Source organism: Streptomyces sp. NPDC088707 (assembly GCF_044752725.1).
GTDB lineage: Bacteria > Actinomycetota > Actinomycetes > Streptomycetales > Streptomycetaceae > Streptomyces.
Window position 1 is genome coordinate 364411 of sequence record NZ_JBIVLV010000007.1, and the last position, 22191, is coordinate 386601.

Annotated in this window: 13 protein-coding genes; 2 read left to right on the forward strand and 11 right to left on the reverse strand. The window is 73.1% G+C overall.

Going from position 1 to position 22191, the window contains the following annotated elements; translation table 11 throughout:
* Positions 1-118 precede the first annotated feature (118 nt).
* The 11 genes from ACIP84_RS23115 to ACIP84_RS23165 all read right to left on the reverse strand — a co-directional run bounded on the left by ACIP84_RS23115 (position 119) and on the right by ACIP84_RS23165 (position 19725).
* A complete protein-coding gene (locus ACIP84_RS23115; protein WP_401799843.1) occupies positions 119-1510 on the reverse strand; it encodes an aldehyde dehydrogenase family protein in 1392 nt (463 codons plus the stop codon).
* Between the two features lie 268 nt (positions 1511-1778).
* The gene (locus ACIP84_RS23120) at positions 1779-2588 is read right to left on the reverse strand and encodes a class F sortase (protein ID WP_401799845.1); all 810 of its coding nucleotides are present in this window, start codon (positions 2586-2588) and stop codon (positions 1779-1781) included.
* 73 nt (positions 2589-2661) lie between these two features.
* Positions 2662-3513, reverse strand: coding sequence for a hypothetical protein (locus tag ACIP84_RS23125; protein WP_401799846.1), 852 nt, complete (start codon positions 3511-3513; stop codon positions 2662-2664).
* Positions 3514-3653: 140 nt separating this feature from the next.
* On the reverse strand, positions 3654-5108 hold the full coding sequence (locus tag ACIP84_RS23130) for a CitMHS family transporter (RefSeq protein WP_401799849.1): 1455 nt from the start codon (positions 5106-5108) through the stop codon (positions 3654-3656).
* Between the two features lie 132 nt (positions 5109-5240).
* Complete coding sequence (locus ACIP84_RS23135) at positions 5241-7442, reverse strand: molybdopterin oxidoreductase family protein (RefSeq protein WP_401799851.1); 2202 nt, start codon at positions 7440-7442, stop codon at positions 5241-5243.
* An 84-nt stretch (positions 7443-7526) separates the two neighbouring features.
* Entirely contained in the window at positions 7527-8156 is a 630-nt protein-coding gene (locus ACIP84_RS23140; RefSeq protein ID WP_355959366.1) for a TetR/AcrR family transcriptional regulator, read from the reverse strand.
* An 82-nt stretch (positions 8157-8238) separates the two neighbouring features.
* Positions 8239-9777: a hypothetical protein gene (locus ACIP84_RS23145; protein ID WP_401799854.1), complete on the reverse strand. Its 1539-nt coding sequence runs from the start codon at positions 9775-9777 to the stop codon at positions 8239-8241.
* Between the two features lie 145 nt (positions 9778-9922).
* Complete coding sequence (locus tag ACIP84_RS23150; protein ID WP_401799855.1) at positions 9923-14830, reverse strand: RICIN domain-containing protein; 4908 nt, start codon at positions 14828-14830, stop codon at positions 9923-9925.
* Positions 14831-15299: 469 nt separating this feature from the next.
* Positions 15300-16637, reverse strand: coding sequence for a hypothetical protein (locus tag ACIP84_RS23155; RefSeq protein ID WP_401799857.1), 1338 nt, complete (start codon positions 16635-16637; stop codon positions 15300-15302).
* Positions 16634-17467, reverse strand: coding sequence for a hypothetical protein (locus ACIP84_RS23160; RefSeq protein WP_401799859.1), 834 nt, complete (start codon positions 17465-17467; stop codon positions 16634-16636). The genes ACIP84_RS23155 and ACIP84_RS23160 overlap by 4 nt, the downstream gene beginning before the upstream one ends.
* Positions 17464-19725, reverse strand: a complete 2262-nt coding sequence (locus ACIP84_RS23165; protein ID WP_401799862.1) for a right-handed parallel beta-helix repeat-containing protein — start codon at positions 19723-19725, stop codon at positions 17464-17466. The genes ACIP84_RS23160 and ACIP84_RS23165 overlap by 4 nt, the downstream gene beginning before the upstream one ends.
* A 206-nt stretch (positions 19726-19931) precedes the next feature.
* On the opposite strand from ACIP84_RS23165, the gene hmgA reads away from it, so the two are divergent.
* Together hmgA and ACIP84_RS23175 are read left to right on the forward strand one after the other, a co-directional pair.
* Positions 19932-21263 carry a homogentisate 1,2-dioxygenase gene (hmgA, locus tag ACIP84_RS23170; protein ID WP_355959375.1) on the forward strand — a complete coding sequence of 444 codons (1332 nt, stop codon included), beginning with the start codon at positions 19932-19934 and terminating at the stop codon, positions 21261-21263.
* A gap of 40 nt (positions 21264-21303) precedes the next feature.
* Positions 21304-22053, forward strand: a complete 750-nt coding sequence (locus tag ACIP84_RS23175) for a GntR family transcriptional regulator (RefSeq protein WP_355959377.1) — start codon at positions 21304-21306, stop codon at positions 22051-22053.
* Positions 22054-22191 lie beyond the last annotated feature (138 nt).

A 22191-nucleotide genomic window follows, 5' to 3' on the forward strand; every position in this document is an offset into this window, starting at 1 on the left:
CGGAACGGCGGGGCCGGTGGCGTCGGTGCGGCCCGTGGCGCCCATGGCCACCCGTGGGCCGATGGGGCCATGGGCCGGTGGGTCACTGGGCCGATGGGCCGATGGGCCGATGGGCGTCTCAGAACTGCAGGGACTTGGTCTGGAGGTACTCGGTGAGGCCGTGCGCGCCGAGCTCCCGGCCCACGCCGGACTGCTTGTACCCGCCGAAGGGGGCCAGCGGGTTGAACCGGCCGCCGTTGATGTCGACCTGGCCGGCCTCCATGCGGCGGGCGAAGGCGACGGCCTCCTCGGGGTCGCCCCAGACCGCCCCGGCGAGGCCGTACACGGTGCCGTTGGCGATGGCGAGGGCCTCCTCCTCGTCCTCGTACCGGAGGAGCGAGACGACCGGTCCGAAGATCTCCTCCTGCGCGATGGTCATCTCCGGGGTGACGTCGGCGAAGACGGTCGGGGAGACGTAGTAGCCGGTCTCCAGCGGGGCGTCGGGCCCTCCGGCGACGAGCCGGGCGCCCTCCTCGACGCCCTTCTCGATGTAGCCGCGGACGCGCTCCTGCTGCTTGGCGTTGACCAGGGGGCCGAGGCGCTCACCCGGGACGTACTTGGCGACGGCCTCCGCGGCGAGCGCCACCGCCTCCTCGTACCGGTCCGCGGGGATCAGCATGCGGGTCCAGGCGCTGCACTTCTGACCGGAGTTGGACATCACGTTGGCAACGCCGACGGAGACCGCCTGGGCGAGGTCGGCACTCGGCAGGATGACGTTGGCGGACTTGCCGCCGAGTTCGAGGGCGACCCGCTTGACGGCGCCGCCCGCGAGGGCGCCGATGCGGCGGCCGACGGCGGTGGAGCCGGTGAAGGAGACGAGGTCCACGTCGGGGTGCTCGGCGAGGGCCTGCCCCGCGACCGGGCCGAGGCCGGTGACCAGGTTGAAGACGCCGGCCGGCAGGCCCGCCTCGTGCACGGCCTCGGCGAAGAGCTGGGCGGTCAGCGGGGTGTCCTCGGCGGGCTTGAGGACGGTCGTGCAGCCGGCGGCGAGGGCCGGGGCGACCTTGGCGACGACCTGGTGGAGCGGGAAGTTCCAGGGCGTGATCGCGGCGACGACGCCGACGGGCTCCGCGTAGACGGTGGAGTTGCCGACCTTCTCCTCGAAGGAGTGGGTGGCGGCCAGGTCCGCGTACGTCCCCGCCACGGCGATCGGCAGTCCGGCGTGCACGGCGGCGGCGAGCTGCGGCGGAGCGCCGAGTTCGGCGGTGACGGTGGCGGCGATCTCCTCCGCGCGGGCGGCGAGCGCGTCGCGCAGGGCGGCGATCCGGGCGCCGCGCTCGGCCGGCGGCGTCGCGGCCCAGCCGGGCAGAGCGGCGCGGGCGGCGCGTACCGCCGCGTCGACGTCCTCGGCGGTGCCTGCCGGGACGTGGGCGATGACCTGCTCGTCCGCGGGGTTGAGGACGGCGATCGTGTCGGGACCGGCGGCGGGCCGCCACTCCCCGCCGATGTACATCGCGTCGTGCGCCTTCATCCGATGTCTCCTCACACTACCGACGGGTTCGACACCCAAACTAGCGCTGTTAGTTTTTGGGCGCCAGGGCCTCCGGACGTGCCCCCGGTCTCAGTCCCGAGCCGATCGTGCCGCCCCCTCGCACTCCCTGTCCACGGCAGGACCGGACAGCCGCCGGGCACGTCCCGGCACAGCGCCGCGTCCGGCGGGCGCGCACCGGGCGGTGCGGCCCGCCGGACGCGGCGGGGAGGGGGCCGACGGAGCGGCTGGGATCCGTCGGACCCGTGGTTCAGATCTGCTGGGCGATGTCGGTGAGGTGAGCGAACACGACGATGTTCGCCTCGTAGCCTTTTCCGGGTTCGAAGGCTCCGCCGCAGGTGAGCAGCCGCAGTTCGGGCCGCCCCGTGGAGCCGTACACCTCCTTGTCGGGGAAGTCGCTCTTGGAATAGGTGACGACGCGGTCGACCGTGAAGACGGCGACCTTGCCGTCGGCGCGGGCGACCCGGACGGTGTTGCCGGCGCTGAGCGCGTCGAGGCTGACGAAGACGGCGGGTCCGGTGCGGGTGTCACGGTGGCCGACGACGACGGCGGTCCCGCGCTCACCGGGGGTGACCCCCTTCGCGTACCAGCCGACGACCTGGGGGTTGTCGATCGGCGGCGTGGCGAGCCGCCCTTCGCCGTCGAGACCGAGATCCAGCACGGGGGCCTCGATGGTGATGGCCGGTACGGCGACGGTGACGGGACGCGAACGGGCCAGCGGCGCGGGCGGGGACGACGGCCGGGGCGACGGTACGGCCTTCGGCGTCGCACGGGGCGCCGCCTTGCGCTTCGCCTCCGGTTTCACCGTGGACCTCGCCTGCGGCTTCGCCACGGGCTTCGTCTCGGTCTTCGCCACAGGCTTCGCCACGGGCTTCCTCTCGGCCTTCGCCTCGGTCTTCGCCTCGGGCTTCGTCTCGGCCTTCGCCTCGGTCGTCGCCTTGTGGTCGAGGGCCGCCGGAGCTCCGACCGCCGCTCCCGCCCGGGCGGGAGCGGCCGCGGCGGCGGCGAGGGCCGGACCGTCCGGTTCCCCGTCTCCGGCCCACCAGACGCCGCCGGTCACCAGGACCACGGTGACCGTGACGGTCCTGGCGAGCCGGAACAGGCGCCGTTGACGACGCGTGAGGCGCGAGAACCTACGCGGCGCCATTGTCGCGGCGGCGCGAGCGGCGGATAAGGACCAGACCGGCGGTGCCGGCGAGGCCGGCGGCGACGGCCGCCCCGATGCCGAAGCCGGAGGAGTCGTCGGCGGCGACCCGCGCGGTTCCGCCGCCACCCGCGCCGACCGCGCCCTGCGGAGGCCGGCCGCTCCAGCCGTTTCCGCTGTTGTTCCCGCTTCCGCTGTTCCAGCTGTCGCCGCTCTCGCTGCCGCCGCCGTTCCAGCTGTCGCCGTTGCCGCCGGTGGTGTTCGAGCCGGTGGCGTTCGTGCCGTTGCCGCCGGTTCCGTTCGTACCGTTCGTACCGTTCGCGCCGTTGCCGCCGTCGGTGTCGGCGTCGGCGTTCGGGCCGAGGCCGTTCCCGCCCGTGCCGTTACCGCCGCCACCGTTCCCGCCCGTGGGTGGTGGGCTGGCGATGGCGTCACCGGGGCACGTGACCTGGAAGGCCTTCGGCCTGACCACGACGGTCTGGCCCTGGAAGGTCCACGAGAGCCGGTACTGCCCGCTCGGCAGCGAGAGCGGATCCGTCCGCCCCGCGCCGGACGCGAGGCTGAGCTGCCCGGAGAGGGCGGGCCCGTTGGCGGACGGCTGGCGTGAGATCGCCCAGTTGACCTGCTGGAGCGTCTCGAAGTCCGAGGCGGCCAGGTAGAACCTGCAGACCCTCGGTTCGTCCCGCTGGGACGCGGAGGGCGTGCCGACGCTGTGGACCTTGATGTCCCCGCTGTCGCCGGGAGCGGCGAAGGCCGAGGGCGCGCCCGCGAGGGCGAGGCCGCCGAACGTGAGAACGGCGGCCGCGGTCGTGGCGAGAGGGCGGACGGTACGAGCGGACATGCGGGGTTCCTCCGGAGGGAGCCTTGCCGGACAGTACAACCGATAATCGGACTATCTGTCACGGCTTGGCTACAGAGGGTGGCGACATGCGCACGCCACCCTCCGATGTCGCCCGTCCGGCCCAGGCGCGGCCCCGAGGCTCAGATGATGCCGAAGAGGATCCCCGCCGCGAGGACGACGAGCGAGGTCAGCGCGGCCCACTTCACCGTGAACCTGGTGTGGTCGCCGAACTCCACCTTCGCCATGCCGACGAGGACGTACACGGCGGGGACCAGCGGGCTCGACATGTGCAGCGCCTGGCCGACCAGGGAGGCACGCGCGATCTCCAGGGGCGAGACGCCGTGGGCGGCACCCGCCTCGGCGAGGACCGGCACGACGCCGAAGTAGAAGCCGTCGTTCGACATGAAGTAGGTGAGCGGAATGCTGAGCACACCGGTGACCAGGCCCATGTGCGGGCCCATGCCGTCGGGGATGGCACCGACGAGCCAGTCGGCCATGTGCTTCACCATGCCCGTGCCGGTGAGCACACCGGTGAAGACGGCGGCGGCGAAGACCATCCCCGAGACGTTGAGGACGTTGTCCGCGTGGGCGGCGATACGCGCCTTCTGCTCGGCCATCTTCGGATAGTTGACCGTGAGCGCGAGCGCGGCGCCGATCAGGAAGAGCACCGGGATCGGCATCAGTTCGAGGATCATCGCGGCGAGCAGCGCGACCGTCAGTCCGGCGTTGAACCAGTACAGCCCGGGGCGCAGGGTCGCGCGGTTCGGGTCGAGCCCCTGGAACCCCTCGTCCTCGTCCGAGCCCGAACCGGAGCCGGAGCTGGAACCGGAACCGGAGACCGCGCCCGGCGCGTCACCGGAACCGCCGGCGGACTTCTTGGTCAGATCCACGGCACCACCGGCACCGCTGCGGCCGCCACCGGTGCCCGTCGCGACGAGGACCGTGCCGGTCTCGGGCACCAGGACCTCGTCGAGCGTGAGGTAGCCGATGCGCTTCCGCTCGCGGCGCCCGAGGACGTACGCGAGGACGAACACGAAGAGCAGGCCCGTGCCGAGCGCCGGGATCATCGGTACGAAGACATCACCGGCGTCCAGCTTCAGCGCGGTCGCGGCGCGCGCCGTGGGGCCGCCCCAGGGCAGGGTGTTCATGACGCCGTTCGCGGTGGCGGCGACACCCGTCATCACCACCAGGCTCATGCCCAGCCGCTTGTAGAGCGGGTACATCGCCGAGACGGTGATCATGAACGTGGTCGAGCCGTCGCCGTCCAGCGACACGATCGCGGCCAGCACCGCCGTACCCACCACGATCCGTACGGGGTCGGCCTTGCAGAAGCGGAGGATGCCCCGGACGATCGGGTCGAAGAGACCGACGTCGATCATCACGCCGAAGTAGACGATGGCGAACATCAGCATCGCCGCCGTCGGTGCCAGCTTGCCGACGCCTTCGATGACGTAGTCGCCGAGCTGGGCCCCCTGCCCGACCGCCACGCAGAACAGCGCGGGGATCAGCACGAGCGCCGCGATCGGCGACATCTTTTTCATCATGATCAGGACCAGAAAGGTCGCGATCATGGCGAAGCCGAGGACGGTCAGCATGGAGGACACCTCACGTTCACCCTTGAACCCCGCCGAGCGGCGGTCCGGATGACAATAGGTACCCCCTTCTGCCGTTAACAAGACGTTGACGCGTGAGCAATACGAGCAAAACCCCAGGTCACGACGGGGGCGTCACGGCAGGGGCGACACCTGGACGGGGAAGCCGTTCAGGACGGCCGTGCCCGACAGGGGATCGAGCCGGGAGCCGTCGAGCAGCTGGTTGACGTTGACTCCGGGGCGCGCGGACGCGACGGCCAGCCGGGTGCCAGGCCGGTCGTGACCCCAGCCGTGCGGCAGGCTCACCACCCCCGGACGCACTCCGTCGGTCACCTCGACCGGAACCTCCAGCTCGCCGCCCTCGCCCTTGACCCGCGCGAGGCCGCCGTCGGCGAGCCGCAGCCGGGCCGCGTCGTCGGGGTGCACCTGGAGGGTGCACCGGTTCGTACCGCCGCCGAGCGCCGGGGTGTTGTGCAGCCAGCTGTTGTTCGAGCGCAGGTGGCGGCGGCCGACGAGCTGGAGGCTGCCGGCGTCGGGTACGGCGTCGAGCGCGGCCCGCAGCCGGGGGAGGTCGGCGGCGAGCGGCTCGGCGAACAACTCGATCCGTCCGCTGCGCGTCTTGAGGACCTGCGGGAGGCGCGGCTTGAGCGGGCCGAGGTCGATGCCGTTCGGGTGGGCCCGCAGTTCGTCGAGGGTGAGCCCGTACGGGCCGAGGCGCAGCATCATGTCGAGCCGGCGCTCGGGCCCGGTGTCCCCGGTGAGCCCCGCCGCGAACTCCTTGGGGTCCGCCCCGTACGCCGGCGAGTGCTCCTGGGTGACCGCCTTGGCGAGGGTGGTGTCGATCGCGAGCTGGTCGACGGCGGACGGCGGGGCCCCGTGCATCCCGGAGACGGCGAGGATCAGCCGGGCGTGGATCTCGCACTCGTCCATCCGGTCCGCCTCCAGCGGGACGGCCGCCGGGGTGTAGCGGGCCTGGTCGCGGACGGCGAGGGCGTTGAAGGCGAAGTCGAAGTGGGCGCTCCTGGAGGGCGGGGGCGGCGGCAGCAGGACGTCGGCGTGGCGGGTGGTCTCGTTGAGGTACGGGTCGACGGCGACCATCAGGTCGAGGGAGCCGAGTGCCGCGTCGAGGCGGTCCCCGTCGGGCGCGGACAGGACGGGGTTGGAGGCGACGGTGATCAGCGCCCGGATGCGTCCCTCCCCCGGGGTCTCGATCTCCTCGGCGAGCGCCACCATCGGCAACTCCCCCTTGACCTCGGGATGGTGCGAGACCCGGCTGTGGCGGCGGCCGAGGGCGAAGCCCCTGCCGGGTCCCGCGGGGCGCGGGGCGGGCGCGGTGGCGGAGAGCGGGAAGAGGGCGCCGCCGGGGCGGTCGAGGTTGCCGGTGAGGATGTTGAGGACGTCGACGAGCCAGTTGGCGAGGGTGCCGTACGCCACGGTGGAGCTGCCCATCCGCCCGTAGACGGCGGCGGTGGGCGCGGCGGCGAGCTCCCGGGCGAGGGCGCGGATGGTGTCCGCGCCCACGTCGCAGGCGTCGGCGACCGCCTCGGGGCTGAACTCCCGTACCGCGGCCCTCACCTCCTCGACCCCCTCCACCTGGGCGGCGAGCGGTCCGAGGTCGGTGAGCCCCTCCTCGAAGAGGGTGTGGACGAGTGCGGCGAGGAGGAACGCGTCGGCGCCGGGGCGGATGGCGACGTGCCGGTCGGCGATCCGTGCGGTGCGGGTGCGCCGGGGGTCGACGACGGTGAGGGTTCCGCCGCGCCGGCGCAGTGCCTTGAGCCTGCCGGGGAAGTCGGGGGCGGTGCACAGGCTTCCGTTGGAGTCCAGGGGGTTGGCTCCGAGGATCAGCAGGTGGTCGGTGCGGTCCAGGTCCGGCACGGGGATCGCGAAGGGGTCTCCGAACAGCAGGCCGCTGGAGACGTGCTTGGGCATCTGGTCGATCGTCGACGCCGTGAAGAGGTTCCGCGTGCGCAACGCGCCGATCAGCAGGGGCGGGTAGAGGGCGCCGGCGATCGTGTGCACATTGGGGTTGCCCAGGACGATACCCACGGCATCCGGCCCGTACTCCTCGATCAGTGGACGGATTCTCGCCGCGATCGTGTCGAACGCCTCCTCCCAGGTCGCCTCCTGGAGCCGTCCGTCCTTCCTGACCAGCGGGGTGCGGAGCCGGTCGGGGTCGGCGTCGATCCCGGGGAAGGCGGCCCCCTTGGGGCAGACGAACCCCTGGCTGAACACGTCCTCGCGGTTTCCGCGCGCCCCGGTGACCCGGGCCCCCTCGATCGTCAGGGTCAGTCCGCAGGTCGCTTCGCAGAGGGGGCAGATACGCAGGGCGGTGGACATGGCGTCTCCCGGGGGCAGCGTCGGGTCGGGGCCGGGGCGTCGGCCCGCCGCGAGCATACCGACCGGTAGGCACGCCCGGGAGGGTTACGACAGGGAGGGCGAGAGATAGGCGTGAAGGAGCTGCCGGGTCTCGTCGATGACGGCCGGGTCGCCCTCGGGAGCGGCCCGGAAGGCGAGCCGCACGAGAGTGTCGGCGGTCTCGACGCCGACCCGGACCTTGCGTCGCAGCGTCTCGTCCGCGGGGCGGCCGAGGTGGGCGGCGAGCAGCTCGCAGATCCGCTCGGCGACCAGGCCGTTGGGGTCCTCGCCCGCCTCCTCGGCGGCGGGCACGCCGAAGTCGACGAGGGCGAAGCCGGGAACGGTCCGCTTCATGGCGATGAACTCGTCGAGGACGCCGTCGATGGCCGCGTGGGGGTCGGGATCGGCCGCGGCGTCGAGGTGGGCGGCGATCCGTTCGGCGTACCGGTCGAGGTTCCGGTGGGCGAGCGCGGAGACCATGGCCCGCTTGTTGTCGAAGAAGCGGTAGACGGAACCGATGGGGACTCCCGCGCGGGCGGCGACGGCACGGGTGCTCAGCTGCTCGTAGCCGGTCTCGTCGAGCAGTTCGGCGCAGGTGTCGAGGATCCGGGCGAGCCGCTCGGCGCTCCGCTGCTGCACGGGGGCCCGGCGCAGCGTGGACGGGGTCTGGGCGTGGGACTGGGGCACGGGGTCCATGATGCCGTTCCGGCCGTCCTGCCGGACCCGGCGGGGCGTGGCAGGGCCTCTCAGGGCGCGGAACCGTCCGGTGTGACGGCGCTCAGTCGTGCCGGACGAGCAGTTCCAGGGCCTCGGACACGTGCCACGCGCCGTAGCCGAAGCGCTCGCCGAGCGTGCGGCAGCGGACGTACCGCTCCTCGGTGAGGGGGACGGCGAGGACCGCGAGGAGGCGGACGAGCAACCGGAGGCCGAGGTCCGGATCGACCTCGGCGACGACGCGCGCCACGGCCTCGGCCGCGGCCGCGCCCGGCAGGGGGCGCGCGTGCGGACTCACCGTACGGCGCGCGAGCTCCGGTGACAGTTCCGTCAGGAGGTCCTGGACGTCGTCGGTGAGATCGGACCGGACCGGGAGCGCGCCGGGCCGGTGGCCGGGGGCGACCTCGGCGAGGTGGTCACGGCAGGCGGCGACGACCGTCCGGAGCCAGTCCCTGCCGTCCGCGCCCGCCGCCTCGATGTCGTACCCCCGATCCGAGGCGGCACCCCACGCGGTGGTGATCGTGTCGGTGGGCACCGGGGATTCCAGGAGGCGGAGGGCGTCCTGGAGCAGCGCGGCCGCCGCGGAGCCCGGGGTCTGGCCCGCCTCGTCGTCGGCCACGGCCCGCTCCAGGACCTCGCCGGGCGTGTGCGCGTACCAGGGCCCGGCGAACCGGGACGCGAGCGCGGTGAGTCCGAAGTCCCCTTCCGCGTCACGGCGGGCCGGGTCGACGGGCGGCCACCGTACGACGAGGTCGTCGTGGACGAGCGGACCGGGGTACGCGAGACGCTCGCCGAGCGCCGCCAGGCGGTCGTACTGCGCCTTGCCCACGGCGATGTGCCGGGCCTTCAGGACCCGGAGGCAGAGACGGAGGGCCAGGTCGGCGTCGCACTGCGCCGCGATCGACTCCAGCGCCGCCCGGGGAAACGCGATCCGCGAAGCCCCGGCGGGAGCAGCGGAGGACAGGGGGTCCGCCACCGGCAGGGAGTCCGGCATACGCGGGGAGCCCGGCGCCGGCCCCGGGTCCGCCACCGGCCGAGGGTCCGACGCCGGCAAGGGGTCCGCCACCGGCCGGGAGTCCGCCACCGGCGGGAAGTCCGATGCGGGCCGGGAGTCCGCCACCGGGTCCTCCTCCGACGCGCGGGCGCCGGGCGTCCGGGGTCCGTTCGCCTCGGCGGCCGATGCCCGGATCTCCGCGACGACGTCCTCCCGCAGCAGCGTCTCGTCGGCCTCGGGCCGTGCGAACCCGGCGGTGTTCCGGCCGGTGTCCGCGCGGACGCGGGCCGGATACAGCCCCGCGAGCCTCCCCAGCCAGCCCCTCATGTCCAGACCGTGGTCGGCCGGGTCGAAGCGCCCGCCCACCGCCGCCAGCCACACCTCGCGCAAGGCGGCGTCGGGGACCTCGGAGTCCAACAGGAGGCGGACGTCGTTCCCGAGCTCGACGGCCCCTTCCCCCTCGCACACGCCCGCCACGTCCGCGGCGAGCCGGAGCACGGCCGGGAGGTCCGGCGGCGGCCCCGTGGCGGCGGACACCCGCGCGGTGAGTTCGCCGAGACCGAAGTCCCCCTCGTAGAACTCCCCGTACCTCTCGCGCTGCCGCGGCATGTTCACTTCCTCGTCGTCGGGCCCGGCGGGATCCACCGGGCCGTGGAGCGGGCCCGCCCCGGAACCGGGACGGGCCCTTCGTCAACGGGTCGCCGGTGGCCGGATCGTGGACCCGGCCACCGACGACCGACGGACCTTCGTCCGATCAGACGGGATACGCCGTGTAGATGATGTATCCCATGTGACCCTTCTTCTTCATCCGCTTGAGAACGACCTTGACCTCGTTCCCCGCTGCCGTCCACGACCCGTCCGGCCGGTACACCTTGCCCAGGGACGACTGCGCTCCCCATGAACCGGAGATCGGGAACTCCTCCTTGTTCGCCCACTGGCCCCGCTTGTTGAGCCAGTTGTCCAGGGCGTCGAAGCTGGCCTGCCGGCGCTTGCCACCGGGGAAGAAGTAGTCCGAGACGACACGGTCGATCGCCTGCTGGGCGATGTCCTGGTTCGTCCAGACACTGCTGATCCCGGGCCGGCCCCGGCGCAGGTTGTCCGCCGCGAAGTCGGCGGCCTGCTGGGGCGTCACGTCGACGTGCCGGCTCAGCGTGTGGGCCCCGGTGCCCGGGAAGGCCACCTCGTCGGCGAGGTTCATGCAGTTGTGCACGAGGAGGTCCCGCGCGCGCGTGCCCTCGGGGCGCACGTAGAACGTGTGCAGGCCGTCGACGGTCACGTCGTACACCGTGCTCGGGGCGAGCCCCGAGCGGTCCCTGAGCCCGCCGACGGCGACCGACGTGCCCTCGGGGGTGAGCAGCGCGTCGCCCGTGCGCAGCTCGGAGACGAACCTCCAGCCCCGCCCGTCGACGTACACCCGGTGTCCGGCGGTGCTCGTCAGGACGGATCCGTCGACGAGGGTGATGTCGACGAGCCGCTCGGTGTCGTGCGCGTAGGTCGCGGAAACCTTCTGGGAGCGGCGCTCCCCGGTCTCCGGATCGGCGGCGAGGACCCGGTCCCCGCGGCGGATGTCACCGATCGCCTTGTGGCTGCCGTCCGCCATCAGCACCCGGGTGGTGCCCGGGAAACTGTTGACCCTGCAGGAGGTCAGCAGGTCCTCGTACAGGTTGACCGTGTTCTCGAGCCGCGCCAGCGTGGCCGGGTCCAGCCCGTCCAGCTTCTTGAGCGTGTTGAACGCGTCACGGACGCCGATCCCGGTGTTGAGCGCGGCGTGGAGGGCGGTGATCGCATCGCCGACCTTGGTGAACGCCTTGCCCGGGATGAAGTTGCTCGCGGCCCAGGCGCAGCCGCCGGCGCTGCCCTTCCAGCAGTCGATGAAGTCCTGCAGGAGGATGGCCTTGAGGAGCTTGTAGGCGACGGTCTCCTCGATGAGGTCCCACTTGCTGAAGTAGCGGGTGACCTCCTTCTTCAGGCCCTTGAACGGCTGCCGTTCGAGCAGCAGGGTGGCCTCGGACGGGCAGCCGGTCTCCGTCGCCGGCACGTCGGGGTCGGTGCACAGGAAGAAGTCGACCTCGACGTCGAACGTGACGTCGAACGTGACGGTGCACCCCGTCCAGCCCGGTTCGAGGAGGCACGGCTTCTGCTGCTTGGAGTCGGTGATCTTGAGGGTGTCCTCGTCGACGACGAAGAACGTGCCGCCGATCCCGCCCGTGCCCGCGCCGTCCTTGATCTGCTGGTTGGCCTGCTTCCGGGCGGCGGAATCGGCCGCCTCCTGCGCCTCCTTGGCGTACTTCAGCGCGTCCTTGGCCGCTTCCTCCGCCGCCGTCGCGGCGGCGTCGGCGCGGTCGGCCGCGGCGCGGGCGTCCTTGGCGGACTGCTCGGCGGCGGCAGCGGCGGATCGGGCGCCCTCGGCGTCCAGCGCCGCCTGGTCGGCGGAGTCGCGGGCGGCCTTGGCGTGCCCCTCCGCGCGTCCGGCCGCCTTGTCGGCGGCGGCGGCGTCCTCGCCGGCCTGACGGTCCCACTCGACCGTACGGGCCAGGGACTCGGCCGCCTTGGCAGCGGCGCGGGCGGCGTCGCCCGCGTAGCCGAGGGCCTCCTTGGCGTAGCCGCGCGCCTCGGCCGCGTATCCGGCGGCGTTGGCGGCGTGCACGTACGCCTGCTTGGCCTCGCCGGTGGCGGCGTCCGCGATGGCCTTGGCGGCGGCCGCCTCGTCCTTCGCGTTCTTGGCGTGGGCGTCGGCGACGGCCTTCTGCTGCTCGGCGATGGTCTTCGACGCCTGGCCGGTCAGCACGACCAGGCCGGCGGCGGAGTCCGTCGTGACGTACGGGGAGCCGAGCTGGATCGCGTCGTTGGCGGGCTGGGCGACCTGTGCGGCCGAGTTCCCCGCGTCCACGGCCGCCTGGGCCGTGACGTGGGCGAACCCCGAGGCCTTGGCGGCGGCGGCCAGGGCCTTCGCCGCCTCCTTGTTCGCCTCGTCCGCGTGGGTCCTGGCCTCCCTGGCCCTGGCCTCCGCCTCGTCGGCGAGCTTCACCGCGGCCTTCGCCGCGTCGGCGGCGCGCCGCGATGCCGTGAGGGCGTCGGCCACGGCGCTGGTCGCGGTCTTCACCGCCGCCTCGGACTTGAGCTTGGCGGCCTGGGCCGCGTCCGAGTCGGCACGGGCCCGGCTCGCGGCGGCCTCCGCGCGCGTGGCGGCGGCGTCGGCCTCGGCGGCGGCCGCCGTCGCGGCGTCCGCCTCGCCCCGGGCCCGGCCCGCGGCGGCCTCCGCGTTGTCCGCGTGCGTGTCGGCGGCGTCCGCGGCCGTCCGGGACTCCTGGGCGGCGGCGTCGGACTCGTGGGCCTGGGCGAAGGCCTCCTTCGCGTCGGCCTTGGCACGGGCGGCGTCCGCCCGCTGTTCGGCGGCCCAGGCGTCGTCCCGCAGTTCGCGGGCCTTGTCCTTGGCCTTCACCGCGTCGTTCTTCTTCTGGACCGCGGTGGATTCGGCGGACTCGGCGAGCTTCCTCGCGTCCTCCGCCTTCACCGCCTCGGCCTCGGCGTTCCTGCGGTGCTGTGCCGCCTCGCCCTGCTTGGCGACGGCGGTCAGCTTCTCCTTCTCGGCGGTCTTCTCCTCCGCCTCCGCCGACAGCCTGCGGGCGTGGGCGACGGCGGCGGCCGCCTTGGCGTCCGCCTCCGCCTGCACGGCGACGGCGAGCTTGGCCTCGGCGGTCTCCTTCTCCTTCTTGGCGGTGTCGCGCTGGAACCTGGCGCCCTCCGCCGCGGACTTGGCCTGCCACTCGGCGGCGCGGGCCGCCTCCTTGCGGAACTCGGCCTTCGACAGGGAGGCCTGGGCCAGCGCGCGCTGCGTGATCGTCTCGCTGTCCGCCGCGGCCGCCCGGGTGGCGGCCTCGGCGGTCTCGCCCGCCTTCACCATGGCGTCGAGCGCGGCAGCGGCGCCCCTGGTGACCTGGGCCTTCTGCAGACCCACCAGCAGTCCGCGGCCGCGCGGGGCGCCGTTGGTGTCGGCGATGGCGTACGCGGCCTGCTCGGCGGCGTCGGAGGCGGCCACGGCCGTCTTGGCCGCAGCGGCCTGCTGCTTGATGACGGCGAGCTGCGCCTTGGCGCCCGCGCGGGCGTCGGCGATGCCCTTGGCCGCCTGGTCGTGGTGGGCCTTGGGCTGCACCTCGCCCTTCTGGCCGGACGGCTTGATGGTGACCTGCTGGGAACCGGCGACGGCGCAGGTGGCGAGCAGCGCGTCCTTGCCGAGGTCGTACGTCGGGAAGTTCAGGCACTTGCCGGAGCCGACGCCCTTGAGCTGCGTGGTGGCGCGGGGGGTGTACTCCCAGGTCTGCGCGGCGGAGCTGTTGCAGGTGTAGATCTGGATCTTCGCGCCGACGGCCGAGCTGTTGTTGGCGACGTCGAGGCAGGACATGGACTTGGCGTTGCGCAGGTGGAGACCGTGGTCGTCACCTTCCATCCGCCATTGCTGCGCGGCCGAGCCGTTGCACGTGTGGACCTGGACGGGAGTGCCGTTGGCCGTCGCCCCGCCCTGTGCCTCAAGGCACTTGCCCGCCGCGCCCTTCAGCTGGATCGTGGAATCGGCGTCGCCGATCCAGCCGACGCCGCCCGCCGACCAGTAGTCCTGCCAGCGGGTGAGGTGGTTGGCGACCCATGAATGGCCGAGCATCTGACCGAGCGCCCGGGAGCCGGTGGCGAGCGCCTTGGTGGCGTCCTCGCTCGCGTCCACGACGCGGTTGCGCTGGGTGGCCTGGGAGGCGATCTCCCGCTGCCACTCGGCGGCGGCCTCGGCGGCCGCGGGGCCGGTGACGCTGTTCGGGTCGATCGGGTCGCGCCAGGCGCAGGTCGAGAAGCGCGTCTTCAGGTCCTCGACGGCGATGCGGTACTCGGGGCTGCCCGGCGTGGGGCCCGTACGGGGGAAGCCGCCCTGGGCGAGGAAGAGGCGGGCGTTGTCCGCGCCGGTGGGCTCGAAGGTGGCTTCCTTCAGCCACTCGAAGCCGGCGTGCTCGGCGCCGTCCCGGTACCAGTCCGTGCTCGTCTGGGGGTCGGGGGCCTTGCCGTAGAGCGGGGTGCCGAGATCGGTGACGGCCTTGCGGGTCTTCTCGTCGGCCTTCGGGGTGGGGTCGACGTAGAAGTCGCCCTCGTCCTTCCAGAACCGGTCCGCGATCCACTTGGTCAGGCCGGTCTGGGTGTGGAAGTCCTCGCCGCCGCCGACCCCGGGGGGCCAGTGGAAGGTCGCGTCGTTGATGCCGGCCACGGTCGTCAGCCCGTAGACCGGCTTCTTCCAGCTCTCGCGGAGGGCGTAGATGTCCGCCAGTTCCTTGTCGGCGGCGGCCCGGTCCTTGTCGAAGGCCGCGGCGAGGGGAGTGTTCTCCCAGTACTTGCGGTCGGCGGCCGTGCGGAGGGCCTCGGGCGACAGGTCGAGGCCGCCCTGGGCGACGGCGGCCATCGCGGGCCCGCCCATGCGCAGCACTTCGGCCATGAGGCACTGGTCCTGCCGCAGTTGCTCCGCGGCGGTGTCCGTGTACCAGTCGTAGTCGTTGCCCACCGCGTCCATGCGCGGGGAGGTGGGGAGGCCCGGCTGGACGGCCAGGCCGCCGAGCAGCGCCAGGCCGACCACGGAGGTGGTCAGGGGGCTGAGGACCGCGGAGAACCGCGATCCGGATGCGAACATCCTTGGTCTGGAACGCAAAACTGCATCCTTCGTACGGAACGAGGACGGTGGGGGCGCCCGTCGGGAGAAGGAGCTCCGGATACGCGCCGGCCGGACGCGGCGATCCTGGAGCCGAACAGGCCCGCCGAAGCCGAACAGGGCCACTGGGGCCTCGTTCAGGGCAGCGCGGATCGCTGTCGCGGCATGGTCGGTCCATCCCTCCCCGTGGCGGCACTGTTCCCCCGGCCGCCGGTGATGTGCGCGCCGTCGTGGGGGCTGGTCGGACCCCGCTCGGCGCGCGGGGATCACCATAGCCACAGCCCAACCCCCTTGATCAAGGGAAATCTTGGAGCGATTACGGCCGGGGTGACGCGGGCCTGCTCCACCCGGGACCGGCCGGGGTCTACGCGGGCGGGTTCGGGAGGTGGGGCGGCGGGGGCGACGCGGGCCTGTTCGGGCGGGGGCCGGTGGGGGCGACGCGGGCCCCTGGTCAGGCGATCAGCAGGCCGATGCCGCCGAGGGTGTACGCGATCATCAGCGCGAACAGCGGGAGTTGGCCGGCGACCGCGCGGTCGGGCGGGAAGTGGCGCACCGACCGGTCGTGGGCGGCGACGACACCCAGGACGTGGCCGGTGACGATCGCGGTGACCTGAAGGGTCGCGAGGCCGCCGGGACCCAGGAACGGGGCGGGTGCGAGGGCGTTGTCAGTCCCCCCTGTCATCATCACTGTACGTGGCCCTTCGGTGACGAGGAGCGAGAAGTAGTGGGCGACGAGATAGCCGAGGGCGATGGGCAGGAGCGAGTGGGCGAAGGAGGTGAGCGGGGTGGTGAGGCTGCGGTTCATCAGGCGGAGGGCGCCCGCGCAGAGTCCGTAGCAGGAGGCGACGAGGGCGACGGCGGCGAGCAGGCCGAGCGTGGCGGTGGGGACGGGGCCGAGGGGTGAGGTCTGGAGGGTGGTGATCCAGCGGGGGTTGTCGGAGAGACCGTCGTAGGCGGTGGAGCCGAGGAGGACGCAGACGGTGGCGACGAGACCGGGGATCTGCGGGGTGGCGTCGAGGCCGTGGAAGGGGGAGCGGAGGACGAGCCGGCCGTCGACGCGGCGGCCGAGCGGGGAGAGCCGGGCGAGAAGGGAGGAGTACACCTCGAAGAGGTCGGCGTGGGCGAACCATCGGTCGCCGTAGCGGGCGGCGCCGATGAGCTGGAAGCCGGTGTGGAGGGCGAGGGCGGTCAGCAGGGTGGCGGAGGAGGTGTTGTCGGGGGCGACGAGTTCGAGCCAGGTGAAGAGGAGGAGCCCGAGGGCGGCCGGGCGGATGCCGACGGCGGCGGGCAGCGGACGGGGGTTCCGCGGCGGGTGGAGGGAGTGGACGGCGCGCAGGGGGTTGAGGAGGCGCCAGACGGGGCCGAGGAGGAGGGAGGCGGGGACGAGTCCGACCCAGAGCAGGACGTAGAGGGCGCCGGGCGCGGGGTTGCGGTCGGGGTCGTCCGGTCCGAGAAGGAGGTGGAGGAGCAAGACGAGGGCGGCGACGGCGCCGAGGAGCCGGAGGGCGGTGCGGGTGGCGGAGGCGTCGGCGACCCGTTGGAGCGCCGCGGGGAGCGGGTGTCCCGCCAGGTCGCCGCGGAAGCGGGAGGAGGACCAGAGCAGCCCGAGCGCGAGGAAGGAGACGAGGAGCGCGGCGAAGGCGCCCGCGTAGGCGTAGAAGGGCGAGAGGGGGAGGTCGTGCCGGGAGCCCACGCCGTGGGCGAGCGGAAGGCCGAGACCGCGGCCGGGCTCGGAGGTGAGGGCGTGGGCCTGGGCGAGTGGGGCGGTCAGGGTGAGCGTGCCGGTCATCGGACGACGAGTTGGGTCAGCAGGAGTCCGGACTCGTGGGTCTCGACCTCGAAGAGGCCGGTGAGGTCCGCGGTGAGGGTGAGGGTGGCGGGCGTGCCGGGAGAGAGGGGGAGTTCGCGGTCGTAGCCGTGCACATGGAGGGTGTCGGCGCGGTCGCTGGTGACACGGAGGGTGAGGCGTTCGCCCTTCTTCAACTCGACGCGGGAGGGAGGTGGCTGGACGGTCGATCCGGAGACGGTGATGTCGACGGTGCGTCCGGTGGCGGTCGGCCGGGGTTTCGGCGCCGGGCTCGGGGGCGCGGCGCCGTCCAGTCGGACGGTGGCCTGGACGGGGGCGCCGGCGACGGCCCAGGCGGTGTGGTCGTCGGCGTGGAGACGGACGGTGAGGGTTCGGGTGCCGGCCGGTACGTGTCCCCACGGGCTGTAGAGGCGGCCGGCCTCGCGGCCGTCGATCAGGAGGCGGGCGTGGCCGCGGCCCGGGAGGGCCGCGCCGCCGGTGCTGTCGGGGGTGAAGCGGAACCTCTCCACCGTGAGGTGGACGTTCCAGCCGCCCTCGGTGTCGGGGCGGGACTCGACACGGACGGTGGGCGCTTCCGCCGCGGGGAGTTCTCGGAGCCGGTGCCCGCTCTCGTCCCGCGCGGTGAGCAGGGTGCCGGTGCCGCCGGTGGCCTCCTCATGGCTGGTGCCGGGCTTGTGGTGGGTGGTGGCCCGGCCGCCGCAGCCGGTGAGGAGCAGGGCGGCGGCCAGGAGCGCGGCCAGGGCCGCGACGAGGGACGGGCGGGTGACGCCGACGCGGGGCGGGCGGGTGACGCCGGCGCGGGGCCGCCTCATGCCGTGGCCTCACCGTGCGGCCGGGCCTCGGCCGGGGCGGCGCCCGTCCCAAGGGCCGTGCCGGGTGCCGCACCAGGGGCCGCATCGGAGGCTGTGCCGGGGCCGGCGCCCGGGGCCGTGCCCGCCCGCGAGCCCGCCTCGGAGTCGGGGCCCGGGGTCGAGTCCACCGGGTGGGGGTCCGGGGTCGCCTCCGCCGGGTCGGGGCCCGGGGTCCTGTCCGCCGGGACGGGGTCCGGGGTCGCCTCCGTCGGGGCGGGGGCGCGGGCTCCGGCGGCCGCGACCGCCCACAGCAGCCAGATCACGCCCAGCAGAAGGCGGAGCCAGGCGGGGCTCAGGGGGATGCCGGGGACCATCAGGATCGCCTTGTCGAAGGCGTCGAGGAGGGTGAGGGCGCCGAGGACCACGGTGATCCAGGCGAGGACGGGGCGGGCGGGACGCAGGGCGAGGCCGAGGAGGGTCCACCAGACGCCGGTGAGGAGCAGCGCGAGGGCCGGGACGGCGGTCGGGGTGAGGGCGAGGGTCGAGCCGGCGACGTCGAGGGCGAGACCCGCCAGGCCGATGAGGGTGGCGGCGAACGCGAGGCGGTTGCCGCGCAGGCGGCGCCACCAGAGGGCGAAGCCGGCCAGGGCGAGGACGAGGGAGCTGCCGAGGGCGAGTTGGGTCTCGACGCGCTGGAGGCCGCGGGCGCCGTACCAGTCGCAGCCTGCCGGGAGGCGGCGTGCCTGGACGTTGTAGTCGGCGCAGACGAGGAGTTGGGCGAGCTTGACGGGTTCGCCGATGAGCCGGTCGGTGCCGCCGGAGACGTCACCGCGGCGCGCCCCGCAGTCGGGCAGGGCACCGGGGCTGGAGGCGCCGGTGTCGGGCTGCCAGCAGTTGCCGCCGCCCTGGCCGTCCCACCAGACGTCGGTGCGATTGGGGCGGGCGGTGCCGGACTTGTCGATGCCGAGGTGGTTGCCGGCGTAGCGGTTGTGGTGGGAGGTGTCGGTCTGCTTGCCCCAGGCGGACTCGCCGCGGATGAAGGCGGGGACGGCGTTGAGGTAGAAGGCGGTGCGCTGGTGACCGTAGACCCAGTTGCCCTCGTAGAGGTTCCAGTTGCCGCCGGCGGTGATGATGCCGGTGCCGGGGGGCATGGAGATCTGGGGGCAGACGACGCCCTGTTCGTAGCCGCGCTCGACGGGCGGTTTGGCGCAGGTGCCGTCGGCGACGTACGGGTAGTAGTTCTGGTTGTTGTCGTGGATCAGGTTGCGTTCGAAGCGGGCGTGGTTCTGCGGCAGTCCGGGGTGGCCGGGGAAGGCGGAGTCCATGGAGGCGCCGCCCATGTTGTGGTCGAACTCGTTGTCGTGGACCCAGACCGAGTCTCCGGCGGTGCCGGAGTAGCCCACCATGTTGTGGTGGCTGCGGCAGCCGGTGATCTCGATGGAGTAGCGGGGGACGTCGTAGCCGCGGCCGTCGTTGATGTCGGAGGCCGAGCCGGGGTAGATGCCGGAGTCGCCGTTGCCGTAGGACTCGCAGTTCTTGTAGAGGCCGTGGTCGGAGGCGAAGGTGAGGAAGCCGTACTCGTCGTTCCAGCGGGTGAGGACGTCGTCGATGACGAAGCCGTCGGCGGCGAGGACGTACAACGAGTTGAACGTGGTGCGCTGGGCGGTGAAGTTGCGGAAGTAGACGCCGTCGGCTCCGTCGGCCCGCAGTGCGTTGAGCTTCCGGTACTTGGCGTCGATGACGACGTCGAGGCGGGAGGCTCCGGTGCCCTCGATCTGGAGGTTCTTCTTGCCGAGGACGGCGACGAGGTTCTGGTTGTGCGGGCACTGCCGCTGCTGCTCGTAACTGAGGATCTCGTAGCCGAGCGAGGACTTGGGCGCGTCGAGCGTGGCGCAGGCTCCGGTGGGCGGGGGCAGCGAGGGCTCCTCCTCGTACAGGCCGGGGAGGATCGCGATGGTCAGGCCGGGCCGGTCGACGGCGTCGACGGCCTGCTGGAGATGGCGGTAGCCCTCGCGGGCGCAGCGCTCGTAGAGGGTGCGGTTGCGGGCCTTGAGGGGGGCCGGGAACCGGGAGATCCGGCTTTCGAACGCGGTCCGGTCGGTCTTGCAGACGAGGAGGTCGGGTTCCCCGGTGCGGAGCTTCGGCACGGTGCCGGAGCCGTCGGGGAAGGTGACGGGCCGCTCCTCGTGGGCCTGGGCCCCGGGGGCGGTGAGCAGGGCCGCGGCGAGAGCCGCGAGCACGACCGAGAGCGCGAGGACGAACCTTCGGGTCCAGGACATGCGCGTGAGAGTAGAGGATTGTTCATCTTTTCGACCCCCTCGCGCAGCACCTGATTTCCGCGGCCCCCGATGCCGGAAGCCGAGCCGCCGCCCCGTTTCGGCCACCGGCCCCCGACGCCCCGTTGACGTGAGCCGCGCGGAATCCTACGGTCATGCATAGGATTCCCTTGTGGGCTTCCCTTGTGGCCTCAGGACAGGAGCGGGCGATGACCACGGAGCAGGCCGAGAAGCGCGAGCAGGCCAGGAAGACGGCCGAGGCGCTCGGCTACAGCACCGGTTTCGGCAACGAGCACAGCTCGGAGGCGATCCCCGGCGCACTGCCGCACGGCCGCAACTCACCGCAGCGGGCACCCCTCGGTCTCTACGCCGAGCAGCTCAGCGGCAGTGCGTTCACCGAGCCGCGGGCGCACAACCGCCGCTCCTGGCTCTACCGGATCCGCCCCTCCGCCGCGCACCCGCCGTTCACCCGGATCGACAACGGTGACGTCCGCTCCGCGCCCTTCGACCAGACGGTGCCCGACCCCAACCGGCTGCGCTGGAACCCGCTGCCCGACCCGGCCCCCGGCACCGACTGGCTGGCCGGCCTGTGGACCCTCGGCGGCAACGGCGACGCGACGCAGCGGTCCGGCATGGCCGTGCACCTGTACCACGCGAACGCCTCCATGGAGCGGGTCTTCGGCAACGCGGACGGCGAGCTGCTGATCGTCCCGGAGCGCGGCGGCCTCCTCCTCCGCACCGAGCTGGGCCTGCTCGCCGTCCACCCCGGCGAGACGGCGCTGATCCCGCGCGGGGTCCGCTTCCGTGTGGACCTGCTGGAGGAGACCGCCCGCGGCTACGTCTGCGAGAACTACGGGGCTCCGTTCCAACTCCCCGACCTCGGCCCGATCGGCGCCAACGGCCTCGCCAACGCCCGTGACTTCCGGGCCCCGGTCGCCGCCTACGAGGACGTCGAGGGTCCGGTCGAGGTGGTCAACAAGTACTGCGGCAACCTCTGGTCGGCGACCTACGGCCACTCACCGCTCGATGTCGTCGCCTGGCACGGCAACCACACCCCCTACGTCTATGACCTGCACCGTTTCAATGTCATCGGGACGATCTCGTACGACCACCCCGACCCGTCGATCTTCACGGTCCTCACCTCTCCCTCCGACACCCCCGGGCTCGCGAGCGTCGACTTCGTCGTCTTCGCCCCGCGCTGGCTGGTCGGCGAGGACACCTTCCGGCCGCCGTACTTCCACCGCAACGTGATGAGCGAGTACATGGGCCTCATCGAGGGCGCGTACGACGCGAAGGCGGAGGGCTTCGTACCGGGCGGCGGCTCGCTGCACAACATGATGTCCGCGCACGGCCCCGACCGTGAGACCTTCGACCGGGCGAGCGCCGCCGAGCTGAAGCCGCAGAAGATCGACGACGGCCTTGCCTTCATGTTCGAGACCCGCTGGCCGGTGACCGCGACCCCGCAGGCCGCGGGCGCCGACCACCTGCAGAAGGGCTACGACGACGTATGGCAGGGTCTGGAGCGCCACTTTCGGCCGTAGTGTCTCGGCCGTAAGCCCGTAGCCTTCGTACGGAGAACCCGTGACCGCCTTCGCACCCGACTCGCTGGTCCTGAACCGCAAGCTGCCGCTCTGGTATCAGGTCTCGCAGTCGCTGCGCGCCTCGATACTGGGCCGCACGCCCGACGCCTCGCTGCGGCTGCCCACCGAGGAGCAGCTCGCGGCGCACTACGGCGTCAGTGTGCTCACGATGCGCCAGGCCCTCAAGGAGCTGGAGGAGGAGGGCCTGATCAGCCGGCACCGGCGGCGCGGGACCTTCATCGAGCCGGGCGCCCGGCGCTCCACCCCGCGCCGGCTGCTCGGCTCGATCGACGCGATCGTGGCCCAGCAGTCGGGCGAGCGGACGACGGTCCTCGGGCACGGCAGCGAGGCGGTGCCGGGTGAGCTCTCCGAACACTTCCCCGACCTGGCCGAGATCGTGGCGTACCGGCGGCTGCGCCGCGACCTGGAGAGCGGTGAGCCGACCAACTGGGCGGAGAACGCGGTGCGTCCCGAGCTCGCCGCCGCGATCGACCCGGCGGATCTGGAGCGCTGGCCGATGACGAAGGTGCTGCGGGACGTCGTCGGGGTGCGGATCAGCCGCATCACGGACACGGTCGAGGCCCGTCTCGCCGACCCTGAGACGGCGGCGCTCCTGGAGGTCCCGCTCCTGTCGCCGATCCTCCACTACACGGGCGTGACCTACGACGAGGAGGGCAGGGTCGTCGACGTGGCGCGCATCCGGTACCGGGGCGACCGCTTCTCCTTCACGGTCACGGTCGAGGCTCAGTGACGGTGACGGCCGAAGCCCTTTGACGGTCGCGGCCGGAGCCCGACGACCGGCGCGGCCGGAGCCCGGTGACCAGACCAGCACTGCCGAAGCCCGATGACCGGCGCGGCCAGAGCCCGGTGACGTCACCGCCGAAGCCCG